Annotated in this window: 12 protein-coding genes; 3 read left to right on the top strand and 9 right to left on the bottom strand. The window is 49.9% G+C overall.

Going from position 1 to position 9942, the window contains the following annotated elements; translation table 11 throughout:
- Window positions 1-145: 145 nt before the first annotated feature.
- Complete coding sequence (locus AC6ESP_RS21460) at window positions 146-493, bottom strand: hypothetical protein (protein ID WP_497098787.1); 348 nt, start codon at window positions 491-493, stop codon at window positions 146-148.
- Between the two features lie 183 nt (window positions 494-676).
- On the opposite strand from AC6ESP_RS21460, the gene lplA reads away from it, so the two are divergent.
- Window positions 677-1669, top strand: coding sequence for a lipoate--protein ligase (gene lplA / locus AC6ESP_RS21455; RefSeq protein WP_497098786.1), 993 nt, complete (start codon window positions 677-679; stop codon window positions 1667-1669).
- Window positions 1670-1733: 64 nt separating this feature from the next.
- On the opposite strand, the gene AC6ESP_RS21450 is transcribed toward lplA, so the two are convergent.
- The 5 genes from AC6ESP_RS21450 to AC6ESP_RS21430 all read right to left on the bottom strand — a co-directional run bounded on the left by AC6ESP_RS21450 (window position 1734) and on the right by AC6ESP_RS21430 (window position 4205).
- Window positions 1734-2003: a hypothetical protein gene (locus AC6ESP_RS21450; protein WP_497098785.1), complete on the bottom strand. Its 270-nt coding sequence runs from the start codon at window positions 2001-2003 to the stop codon at window positions 1734-1736.
- Window positions 2004-2261: 258 nt separating this feature from the next.
- A complete protein-coding gene (locus tag AC6ESP_RS21445) occupies window positions 2262-2714 on the bottom strand; it encodes a VanZ family protein (protein WP_497098784.1) in 453 nt (150 codons plus the stop codon).
- Entirely contained in the window at window positions 2714-3412 is a 699-nt protein-coding gene (locus AC6ESP_RS21440; protein WP_497098783.1) for an HAD family hydrolase, read from the bottom strand. The genes AC6ESP_RS21445 and AC6ESP_RS21440 overlap by 1 nt, the downstream gene beginning before the upstream one ends.
- A 284-nt stretch (window positions 3413-3696) precedes the next feature.
- Window positions 3697-3996: a hypothetical protein gene (locus AC6ESP_RS21435; protein WP_497098782.1), complete on the bottom strand. Its 300-nt coding sequence runs from the start codon at window positions 3994-3996 to the stop codon at window positions 3697-3699.
- An 11-nt stretch (window positions 3997-4007) separates the two neighbouring features.
- Window positions 4008-4205, bottom strand: a complete 198-nt coding sequence (locus tag AC6ESP_RS21430; protein WP_497098781.1) for a YwbE family protein — start codon at window positions 4203-4205, stop codon at window positions 4008-4010.
- Between the two features lie 128 nt (window positions 4206-4333).
- On the opposite strand from AC6ESP_RS21430, the gene AC6ESP_RS21425 reads away from it, so the two are divergent.
- Together AC6ESP_RS21425 and AC6ESP_RS21420 are read left to right on the top strand one after the other, a co-directional pair.
- Window positions 4334-6187, top strand: coding sequence for a DEAD/DEAH box helicase (locus tag AC6ESP_RS21425; RefSeq protein WP_497098780.1), 1854 nt, complete (start codon window positions 4334-4336; stop codon window positions 6185-6187).
- 281 nt (window positions 6188-6468) lie between these two features.
- Entirely contained in the window at window positions 6469-6561 is a 93-nt protein-coding gene (locus tag AC6ESP_RS21420) for a YjcZ family sporulation protein (protein ID WP_497098779.1), read from the top strand.
- 68 nt (window positions 6562-6629) lie between these two features.
- On the opposite strand, the gene AC6ESP_RS21415 is transcribed toward AC6ESP_RS21420, so the two are convergent.
- The 3 genes from AC6ESP_RS21415 to AC6ESP_RS21405 are packed head-to-tail and all read right to left on the bottom strand — an operon-like array spanning window position 6630 to window position 9859.
- Complete coding sequence (locus AC6ESP_RS21415; RefSeq protein WP_497098778.1) at window positions 6630-7427, bottom strand: Cof-type HAD-IIB family hydrolase; 798 nt, start codon at window positions 7425-7427, stop codon at window positions 6630-6632.
- Window positions 7428-7454: 27 nt separating this feature from the next.
- Window positions 7455-8204 carry a pseudouridine synthase gene (locus tag AC6ESP_RS21410; protein WP_497098777.1) on the bottom strand — a complete coding sequence of 250 codons (750 nt, stop codon included), beginning with the start codon at window positions 8202-8204 and terminating at the stop codon, window positions 7455-7457.
- 2 nt (window positions 8205-8206) lie between these two features.
- Window positions 8207-9859 (bottom strand): RsmB/NOP family class I SAM-dependent RNA methyltransferase, encoded by a 1653-nt coding sequence (locus AC6ESP_RS21405; RefSeq protein ID WP_497098776.1) that lies wholly within the window; start codon window positions 9857-9859, stop codon window positions 8207-8209.
- Between the last annotated feature and the right edge of the window lie 83 nt (window positions 9860-9942).

The following is a 9942-nucleotide window of genomic DNA, read 5'->3' as shown; positions in this document are numbered from 1 at the left end:
CAAAAGCAGCCCATCCTCTGATGAGGAATGAGCTGCTTTTTTAGTTTTTCAATCACTTTTACCATCTCGGAGTGCCCATTTCCTCAAAATCAAGGCTTTTGCAGGGCTCTCTATCCACTTCCTTTTTTTCAATTTTTACTGAAATTCATTCCTCCTCTACTGTTGTGCTAGAGCCAAAGCTTGTCTTCTTCGGATATTTAGCTGCACTTCGAGCTGCTGCTTGATACGCCTCGGACATTCGCGGTGCGTGTGCCAATGTCAGCAGCAGACCTGATTTCACTTGCTCCGGCAAGGGAAGCATTTCGGTAATAAGTCTCCATTCAAGCTCAATTACCTGAGCCATTTGCTCTCCTGATCCTTGTAAAACATGGAATAATCCAACCTCCGGATCTTCCTCCGATGTTCCAATGAGCGCTGCTGCGGCAATCGTTCCATCGCGCAGGCTTAGCTTATAGAACGGCATGCTGCTCAGGCTCTCCAGCCATTTCTCCATTCTTCATTCCCCTCTCCTTCAAATATCCAAAGATCACAATAGTTTCACATACGTTTCCAGACTTGTTAGGTAACAACAATTGTTAGCCACACAGCAGCCTTATACGGACAAAGACATGAAAAACACACGAGAGAAGGTTATAATAGAGGCAAATGTCTATATCATGCTTGGAGGAGACCCGCTATGCGATTTATTAGCAATAACAACATGCACGATCCGTCACTCAATTTGGCGTTAGAGGAATATATATTGCGCTCGCTTCCTGATGACGATGACTACTTATTATTCTACATAAACGAGCCATCCATCATTATTGGCAAAAACCAAAATACCGTCGAGGAAATCAATGCCGAATATGTAGAGGAGAATCATCTTCATGTTGTACGCCGTCTATCTGGAGGCGGTGCCGTCTATCATGATCATGGTAATCTGAACTTCAGCTTCATCATGAAGGATGACGGTCAGTCCTTCCATAACTTCAAGAAGTTTACCGAGCCTGTCGTTCGCGCTCTTCGCGAGCTGGGTGTCGAGGCTGAGCTGTCCGGACGCAACGATCTTCAAGTGGGGGAACGCAAAATATCTGGTAATGCGCAATTCTCGACCAGAGGCAAAATGTTCAGTCACGGCACACTGCTATTCAACTCGGAGATCGAGAATGTCGTCTCCGCCTTGAAAGTGAATGCCGAGAAATATGTATCGAAATCAACGAAATCCATCCGCAGCCGTGTAGCGAATATTTCAGAGTTTTTGTCTGAGCCGATGACCATCGAGCAGCTTAAGGAAAGCTTGCTGAGCAGCATTTTTGAAGGTGAGACAGAAATACCTGAATATAAGCTGACCGAGCAGGACTGGGAACAGGTCAGGAAGCTTGCGGATGAGCGCTACCGCAGCTGGGAGTGGAATTATGGACGTTCTCCTGCCTTCAACGTTCGTCAGACCAAACGCATTAATGCAGCAGGCACTTTCGATTTACGCCTACAGGTAGAGGAAGGTATTATCGTTGATGCTGCTATATTCGGAGACTTCTTCGGCCGCGGAGACAGTTCAGAGTTGACTGCTAAGCTGGTTGGAACCAAGTATGAAGCATCCGCGCTCAGCGCATGGCTGGATACAGTCGATCTGAGCTATTATTTTGGTCCAGTTACGAAGGAAGAGTGGCTCGAGCTGCTGCTGTAATGACAAGAAAAAGAGCCTCATGGAATGCGAGTTCCGTGAGGCTCTTCTTGTTCTATAATTTCTGCTACTTTGCAATCTTATTGTTACTCCCCGCTCTTAATCCCGTCAGCAGCAGCAATATCGTTACCAGAATGAGCATGACAATCGATACATCCCAGGAACGCGTTGCATCATGGAGCAAGCCGAACAAAAGTGGACCGATGGCCGCTAACAAATAACCGACAGACTGCGCCATCCCGGACATTTCTGCTGATTGTGCTGCACTACTCGTCCGAAGTCCGAAGAACATGACAGCCAAGCTAAACCCAGAGTCGCCTGCGAACCCAATAAGCATAATTCATAATGGCACCCACGATGAGCTGCCCCACAGCCATCGATCCGGATAGTCCGGTCGTCTCTTGAATATGTCCGACAATAGGGCCAACGGATGTTAATGGAGCCCGTATATTGAGTGCAATAAAAATAATGCCAAGTATGAATAAAGATGACCTGTTGCTGCATAAGCTTTTTTTCTTGTTGTTGATTCTTTGGTGTCGGAAATCACGTTTAATAGCCTTCTTTCTTAATTCTGTTAGTCATATTCACCTAAGCATTATTTCAAGCTTCTGGGTAGTAGCAAGGCATACAACCCATATCCGATGGCCGCGCCTAGCGTATTAAGCAGAATATCATCAACATCCAGGCTGCCTCGCCTAGTCATCAATTGAAGGACCTCGAGTGTCGTAATAAGCAGCAGGAAAGACAGCATCACAGCTCTGAATCGCCAGCCGAATAGGATGGGAAGACTGAAGCCGATCGGCATGAATACACCGATATTCCCACCTATATTTATAACCCATGTATCCCAGTTATAATGATCATAATAAGTAAAATAATTGCTAATCGTGGCAAAAGGCCGCAGGTTATAACGCAATGATTCGTCGCCCGATGCTGCTCTACCGAAACCGATAAACATCCAATAGATTAGACATAGCATGTAACAGCAGGCAATTATAGCTACTATGCTTCTAATCCCCATCAGCTTTCTAAGCCTAGTCTCCCCCATTATGAGATAATACCGAGCAGTTCGCTGAGCTGCTTAATGGTGTGCTTAGGTTGAATATGCTGCTCTAGCGCTCGATTGCTTGGATTATATAAGCAAAAGTCAATGCCTGAGCGAACAGCGCCTTCATAATCATCGGTTAGGGAGTCGCCAACGAATAGGGCCTCTGAAGGGTCTACTTGCAAGCTGCTAAGCGCAGATTGAAAAATTCCGATATCTGGCTTCCAATAACCGACCTCATCCGATACATGCAGACAATTGAAGTACCGGTCAATTCCTCCCGCTGCGAGCCGTCTGCGCTGTGCTTCACCAATTCCATTAGAGATAACTGATAGCTTATATTGACCATGAAGCGCTCCTAATACCTGCTCAGCTCCCTCTTCGAACAGGCATAGCTCGCAAAAATGGTTCCAATAGGTTTGGGCAAGCGGAAGCGCCAGCCCATGCTCAAGCTTCATCTCCATGAGAGTGTCACGGAAGGAAAACTCCAGAACCTCCCTTATCTGCATGCTTGCCTCCGTGCGGCTGATCCAATAATTCCAGTTAATCGGACCAAACCTTGTCCAGAATTGCTCCCATTCGAAGCCCTGCTGCTCCATTAGACGATGATGCCCAATCGCATACTGCATAGACTGAAACTCACTAGCCGTGTAATTGAGTAAAGTATTATCCAGATCAAAAATGATAGCTTTGTATGTCATATCATTAAACCTTCCTTTCTCCATATCCCAGACTAGACATTGAAATCCTGTCTTTTATTCACTATGTACTAGTAGCTGTACTCATTGACGAAGCCGATTTTATCATAGAGACGGTTTGTGGTTCATTATTTTGCACGACTAACAAGCAGCCTCGCGTTGCTCCCATCTGCCGTCCCCTTAGTATTCTATTATCATAACGGAAGTTTACTATAAATTCGAGATGGTATTGGGCTGCACGAGGGGTTACTGATACCATAACAAAAGCCGCCCGAAGGCGGCTCTCATCATAATCGGAAGCGTTCCAGCTGATCGAGCTGCTGCTCACGAAGCAATATTTCACGCTGCTTGGGACCAAGGAGATCGAAGTGAGGATATTCCGCGCGAGCGTGTATATATCTGGGGCTTAATCCGTTGTCAACACACCACTTAGCTAGCTTATCTAGGTCAGAGCATCCTACCTTCGTGACCGTTGTCATATTAGGAAATCGGGGATCTATCCAGTAGTGGGTCAAGAAGGCAATCTCACCGCGTGAAACCTTAGCCTTCCATTCATTCATCTCTGATCGAGAAATGCCGAACGCCATCTTCCTTCACCCTACTTCACATGAATGTGCTTAACCCGGCCAACCTGACCGTCAGTTAGACGAACTTTAATGCCATGTGGATGGTTAGCTGAATTCGTTAGCAGATCCTTCACAATGCCGCGTGTCAGCTTACCCGTCCGTTGATCCTGCTTCAAAACAATGTCTACCTCAAGCCCCGGCTTGACCGAAGCGCGTTCTGTTCCACTCATTATGTATCATTCCTTTTCGGGTGCTTATGTAGCAATCAGCATAGCATATGTATTCAGAAGATGCACATCATGGGCACAACTGTTATACTTAACATCAAACGAGATAGATGAAATGAGGAAATTCACAAATGTCAACCGAGTTTAGTTCAATGGGCATTATCCCGGAGTTAGCAGAGCGGCTCCATCTTGAAGGGATTATTAACCCGACTCCTGTTCAAAAAAGAGCCATTCCCGTCCTTCTTGCCGGACAGGATGTTATCGCCCAAGCACAGACAGGAACAGGCAAAACCATTGCCTTTGCCTTGCCAATATTGCAAAAGATTGATGTTACGAAGGAGCAGGTACAAGCCCTCATTCTAACACCTACTAGAGAGCTGGCTATCCAAATTACGAGTGAGCTCGCCAAGCTTGCACCCGTAGTAGGAGCTAAGGTGCTCGCGGCATACGGCGGCCAAGATGTTACCGCTCAGATCAGAAAGCTTAACAACGCACCGCATATCGTTGTAGCAACGCCAGGCCGTCTAATCGACCATATGAAGCGTGAGACGATCAGTCTCGGCAAGCTTCGCATGCTCGTGTTGGACGAGGCTGACCAAATGCTTCATATGGGCTTTCTCTCCGATGTAGAGAGCATCATTACGCAGACGCCGAAGGCACGCCAGACGATGCTGTTCTCCGCTACAATGCCGGATCAGATCAAACGTCTCGCATCAGAGTACATGAAGGTTCCTGTAGATATCAAAATCCAGAGCGCTAATGTAACGCTGGATAATATCAAGCAGTACGTCGTTGAGACTTCCGATCGCGGACGACAGGATGCGCTCATTCAGATTATCGAGAATCAGAATCCTTACTTGGCTGTCGTGTTCTGCCGGACGAAGGTACGCGCCAAGAAGCTCAACGAGGCGCTGCAGGATCACGGTTTTGCATCAGACGAGCTGCACGGCGATCTAACACAAGCGAAGCGTGAGCAAGTCATGAAGCGGTTCCGTGATGCGAAGCTGCAAGTGCTCGTAGCTACAGATGTTGCAGCACGTGGACTTGACGTGGAAGGCGTTACTCATGTGTTCAACTATGATGTTCCGCAGGATTCCGAAATTTATATTCACCGTATCGGCAGAACAGGCCGCGCAGGACAACGCGGGACTGCCGTAACGTTCGTATCTCCTTATGACCGCGGTGCTGTAGCTCATATCGAACGCAGCATTAGTGCCGTACTGGAACGCCGTAAGCTTGAAGCTGATGGCACGTTAACGACTGATCGCACACCACGCAAAGCTGTTAAGACATCTGGCAAGGAAGACAGCAGGCCAGAACGCGGAGCACGTCGCGGACGGGATTCCAAGCCTGCTCCTCAAGGCGGACGTGGACGCGGTGACCGCACTAGCGGGCGCGGACAAGGCGGCGGTACTGGCTCCAGACGGAAGAATGCAGACGGCCGTAATACAGCCGTTAACAATGAAGCAAGCCCTTGGGCTGACAATAGTGTAAGTGAGAATCGCGGCGGGCGTGGTTCACGTAGTGGAGGAGGCGCAGAACGTGGTGGCCGCGGCGGATCATTCGCTAACAGTTCCGAACGCGGTTCTGAGCGTGGCGGCAGAACCTTCTCCAGCGCTGGCGGCTCCGAGCGCGGTGGCAGAAGCTCTTCCAGCGCTGGCAGCTCCGAGCGCGGCGGCAGTACCTTCTCCAGCGCTGGCGGCTCCGAGCGCGGTGGCAGAAGCTCTTCCAGCGCTGGCGGCTCCGAGCGCGGTGGCAGTACCTTCTCCAGCGCTGGCGGCTCCGAGCGCGGTGGCAGAAGCTCTTCCAGCGCTGGCAGCTCCGAACGCGGCGGCAGAACCTTCTCCAGCGCTGGCGGCTCCGAGCGCGGTGGCAGAAGCTCTTCTAACACAAGCGGCGGCCGTTCGGGCGGTGCTTCACGCAGCAGCAAAGGCGGATCATCACGCCCTTCCGGCTCAGGCAATAGTCGCGGCCGCAAACGCTAATCTATCTCAACCCCAAGAACCGTCATGTCCTGAATGGACAGACGGTTTTTTGCCGTTCAGCGCTCCTAGTCATTAGCCTCCCATGGCGAGTAGCGATAAGCCATATGCCGCACCCTATGCAAAGTATACAAGGACATATGCCTAATTCTCTGGAACCGTGACAGGAGTCCATTCGAAATAGGGCAATTGACATAATATACCCTATACCGAGCAGGCGGGAAACCTAATCAAGCCATAGCTAACACCCACAGCCGGAAATTTATTTACAGGGAGGAAATTGCATGTCTGGTGTACATGGAGGCTTCACTACGACAGGTGTCATCCTGGTCCTGTTTATTCTTTTAGTCATCATATCCAAAGGCGCCTTGTATTAATTTACTTGGACCACACAACAACAAAAACCGCGGAGAAACAAGCTCTCACGCGGTTTTCCCCTATTCATTTAACCCCAGGCATGCTCCCTTAGAGCGTAAGCCACGCCATCCTCCATATTAGAACGAGCTATTGTGCGAGCTGCCGCTTTTACCGCTTCAGGAGAATTGCCCATAGCGATGCCATGTCCAGCGAATTCCAGCATCGTCATGTCATTGAAGTAATTGCCGATGGCAAGCACTCGGCTAGGGTCAATCCCTCTGGTGCTGGCAAGCTGCGCAAGCGCTGTTCCCTTGGTCGCCTCAGGATGCTGTACATCAATGAACAGGTCACCGCTGCGAATCGCTTGCAGACTTGGAATCCACTGCTTCCACTCCTCCTCTACCACATCCATAGAATCCTTCGTGCCGAACACTGTAAATTTCACAAGGCCCTCTGGCAAAATACCGTCTGGCTGCAGCAAGGTCGGCATAGCATGGAATCTGCTGTACATCAATTCAGCTTCAGGAGTCATTCCTTCCACCATCATCTCAAACGCCGTATTCAGATCGAAGTGAATCCCGTTCTTCCGGCAATATTCCAAGAATACTTGGAGCTTGGCCGGTTCGATATCGTAGCGGTGAATAACCTCACGACTCTCCGCATGAATCGTCGCTCCTCCATTATGAGTAATTAGTGTCCCACTAAGTCCAAGCTCCTCCAGCACAGGCAATGCGCTGAGCGGACCTCTTCCCGTGCAGAGAACGATCTCTGCTCCCCGCTGAGCAGCCTCCCTGACCGCATCACGCGTTGTTTTAGTAAGTATATGGTCATCCGTTAATAATGTCCCGTCCACATCCAGTGCAATCAAATCATAATGCAGCGTCATTTGCTCTCCCCATTCCTATCCTGTAATCTATTCTGCTCGACGATGAGCGCGAAGCAGCTCAAGCTCATCCTCTGTCAGCTCTCTATAAGCACCTTCTTCAAGCGTCTCATCAAGCTTAAGCGGCCCCATTGCTACTCTTTTCAAATGAACAACTTTTTTCCCAACAGCTTCAAACATTCGTTTGACCTGATGGAACTTGCCTTCCATAATCGTTAGCGAAATACGCGATAGGACACCCTCGTCTGAGCTTTCCTTGGACAAGATGTGAAGCTCAGCAGGCATTGTCACATAACCATCATCGAGCGTCACACCAGCTGCGAACTCTGATTGATCAGATGATCCAACATCACCGTTCACGATAGCCTCATACGTCTTGGGAACATGCTTGCGAGGAGACAATAGCTCATGTGCAAGCTGCCCATCATTCGTAAGCAGCAGTAAGCCCACCGTGTCCTTATCCAGTCTCCCCACCGGGAATGGCTGCATCAGCTGGTCATCGAGCTCTAGCAGATCAATAACGGTCTGCTCCCGCTTGTCTTCTGTTGCAGATATAACGCCAGGAGGCTTATTCATCATCAAATAGACAACCTCACGGTAGACAACCTGTTCCCCCTCGAACCTAATTTCCTGAAGCTCAGGATCGACCAGTAATCCGCTATCCTTGATTACTTTGTTATCGACCGTCACCTTCCCCTGCTTCACGAATTTCTTAATTTCACTTCTTGTGCCATACCCCGTATGGGATAGCAGCTTGTCCAGCCTTAGCTTCTTCGCCATCGTTACATCCACCTCCAGCCTGCAGGCAGCTCATTCTTGAGCATGCCTCCTTCTGCATATTTGCCCCACCCTATTGGATATCCGTCTGTGCAGACAAGAACATATCCTTTGAATGGATCCTTGTCAGAGCTCTTATTAGAGGAGCTCACTATGATTTCAGATGAATCTACAAACAGGGTTTCGCCCTTCAAATATCGAATCGTATTCGGATCACTAGAGAGCAGATTCAAGGATCTTGCCGCCTCAGAACGTACTAGTCCCATAGCAAGCGCTTGTGAAGGCTCGAACTTGAAGCGGCCAGCTTCGCCAACGTACCAGCCAGCACGCACAACCCGCAATCCATCCAGCGGCGGAAGCGAATCCGGCTGCAAATACACGCGTGACCCATATGTCTGCACAGCTGCTGCGTTCGTGAAGTCCTCCGATAGATTCGCATCGACAAAAGCCTTCCATGCCGCCACAGGATCTATCGTCACGGTCTCGCCAGATCTACTTGCTTGACTGCGTTTATCTCCCCCACGGCTTCGGCTATACAGCTTGGCGTCATCCTTCCCGCCTCTTCCATCACGACCAGCACGCTTCTCTGATGCACGCAGCATCTTGCCTGAATCGCCCTTGTGCCGATTGGAGCTGGAGGGATCTATTCGTTCAGCAGGCTGAGGCTGATCCCCTGCAGTTGAAGCAGATAGCTCGACCACTCTGCTTCTCTCGCCCTTTCGCTGTAGAACGGCTGCATAATGTCCCTCGCCTTCGACCAGATGCGGCCATAATCGAACGGTGCCTGCAAGCGATGCAAGCCGCTCGGGTGACAGCTCTGCCCCTGCTGCTCCTGCCCAGTCTGGACGTCCAGCCCGCCAGCCATAATCATGGGATACTTGAACAATCTCGAACTCAGGATGCTCTGCCAATAACGCCGCAATCTGTGCTTCATTCTCTTCTGGTGAGAATGTACAAGTTGAATATACAAGCTTGCCTCCAGGAGCGAGCATTGCTGCCGCATCTCGAAGGATAGGACGCTGCATCGCCGAGCAGCGTTCGATGGAATGCTTCTCCCATTCAGCAATCATCGATTCATCCTTGCGGAACATCCCTTCTCCTGAACAAGGCGCATCAACCAGAATACGATCAAACCACTCTGCGAATACAGGGGCTAGCGCGGACGGATCTTCATTCAATATCACACAGTTCCGAACCCCCGCAAGCTCGATGTTTTTGGCTAACACCTTCGTCCTCTCTCTTGCATTGTCATTACTGACCAGCACCCCGCTTCCTTGCAGCTTGCCCGCGATATGCGTCGACTTCCCGCCCGGTGCAGCACACAGATCAAGCACGCGGTGTCCAGGCTCCACATCCAACAGCTCAACCGGTGCCATCGCACTTGGCTCTTGGATATAGTACAGCCCTGCATGATAATGCGGATGCTTGCCAGGGCGCTCGCCTTCCTCATAATAGAACCCATCACTTGCCCAAGGAATAGGCCTCACTGCTTGTCCCATAGGGGACAATTGTTTCCAAGCCTGCCCATCCAGCTTCAGCCTGTTCACGCGAAGACCGTATACACGGGGATCGCTGTATGATGCCATAAAACGCTCGAATTCCTCGCCTAGCAGAGACTCCATTTTTGTTGTAAAAGAAAGCGGCAAAAAGCCGGCCATGCTGTCGTCCTCCCGCTCTAATGTCGTCGTCCGCAAGTCATATACACAAATAAGCGGCACTGTTATATAATGCTAATAAGGCA

This window comes from Paenibacillus xinjiangensis (assembly GCF_059686975.1).
The sequence above is the reverse complement of the archived record's forward strand: the minus strand, read 5'-3'. Positions and strand labels throughout refer to the sequence as shown.

Coding starts and splice junctions, on each gene's coding strand:
- AC6ESP_RS21450 (WP_497098785.1), bottom strand. CDS start 2,003: ATGCTTATTGGGTTCGCAGGCGACTCTGGGTTTAGCTTGGCTGTCATG.
- lplA (WP_497098786.1), top strand. CDS start 677: ATGCGATTTATTAGCAATAACAACATGCACGATCCGTCACTCAATTTG.
- AC6ESP_RS21425 (WP_497098780.1), top strand. CDS start 4,334: ATGTCAACCGAGTTTAGTTCAATGGGCATTATCCCGGAGTTAGCAGAG.
- AC6ESP_RS21435 (WP_497098782.1), bottom strand. CDS start 3,996: ATGGCGTTCGGCATTTCTCGATCAGAGATGAATGAATGGAAGGCTAAG.
- AC6ESP_RS21420 (WP_497098779.1), top strand. CDS start 6,469: ATGTCTGGTGTACATGGAGGCTTCACTACGACAGGTGTCATCCTGGTC.
- AC6ESP_RS21460 (WP_497098787.1), bottom strand. CDS start 493: ATGGAGAAATGGCTGGAGAGCCTGAGCAGCATGCCGTTCTATAAGCTA.
- AC6ESP_RS21405 (WP_497098776.1), bottom strand. CDS start 9,859: ATGGCCGGCTTTTTGCCGCTTTCTTTTACAACAAAAATGGAGTCTCTG.
- AC6ESP_RS21440 (WP_497098783.1), bottom strand. CDS start 3,412: ATGACATACAAAGCTATCATTTTTGATCTGGATAATACTTTACTCAAT.
- AC6ESP_RS21445 (WP_497098784.1), bottom strand. CDS start 2,714: ATGGGGGAGACTAGGCTTAGAAAGCTGATGGGGATTAGAAGCATAGTA.
- AC6ESP_RS21430 (WP_497098781.1), bottom strand. CDS start 4,205: ATGAGTGGAACAGAACGCGCTTCGGTCAAGCCGGGGCTTGAGGTAGAC.
- AC6ESP_RS21415 (WP_497098778.1), bottom strand. CDS start 7,427: ATGACGCTGCATTATGATTTGATTGCACTGGATGTGGACGGGACATTA.
- AC6ESP_RS21410 (WP_497098777.1), bottom strand. CDS start 8,204: ATGGCGAAGAAGCTAAGGCTGGACAAGCTGCTATCCCATACGGGGTAT.